Here is a 381-nt window from a genome sequence, read left to right on the forward strand (position 1 = left end):
CTGTTGATGCATTCCAGCCTGGCAGTCACCACGGCCGGCAAGCCTTTGGGGCTGACGGCAGTCAAGTTCTGGACGCGTAAGAAGTTCAAGGGGACCAACGCCCTCAAAGGGGCCAATGCAGGCACGAAGCACACAGTGAACCACACGCGGATCCCGATCGAGCAGAAAGAGAGCATCCGCTGGCTGGAGAATCTAGAGCAATCGACCCAGCTGGTGAACCCTGATCGCTGCGTTCACATCGGCGATCGCGAGAGCGACATCTACGAGTTGTTCTGCCTGGCCGAAGAGAAAAACACGCATTTTCTCGTGCGAACCTGCGTCGATCGTCGTGCTGGTACGGGCAGCACCACAATCGCCAGGAAGATGAAGCGTGAGCCGATT

1 pseudogene is annotated in these 381 nt (G+C 57.7%); it reads left to right on the forward strand.

Annotated elements, in window-relative coordinates:
- Positions 1-381, forward strand: a pseudogene (locus NG895_RS13775) (hypothetical protein); the annotation flags it as partial.

Origin of the sequence: Aeoliella straminimaris, from assembly GCF_024054565.1 — a bacterium.
GTDB lineage: Bacteria > Planctomycetota > Planctomycetia > Pirellulales > Lacipirellulaceae > Aeoliella > Aeoliella straminimaris.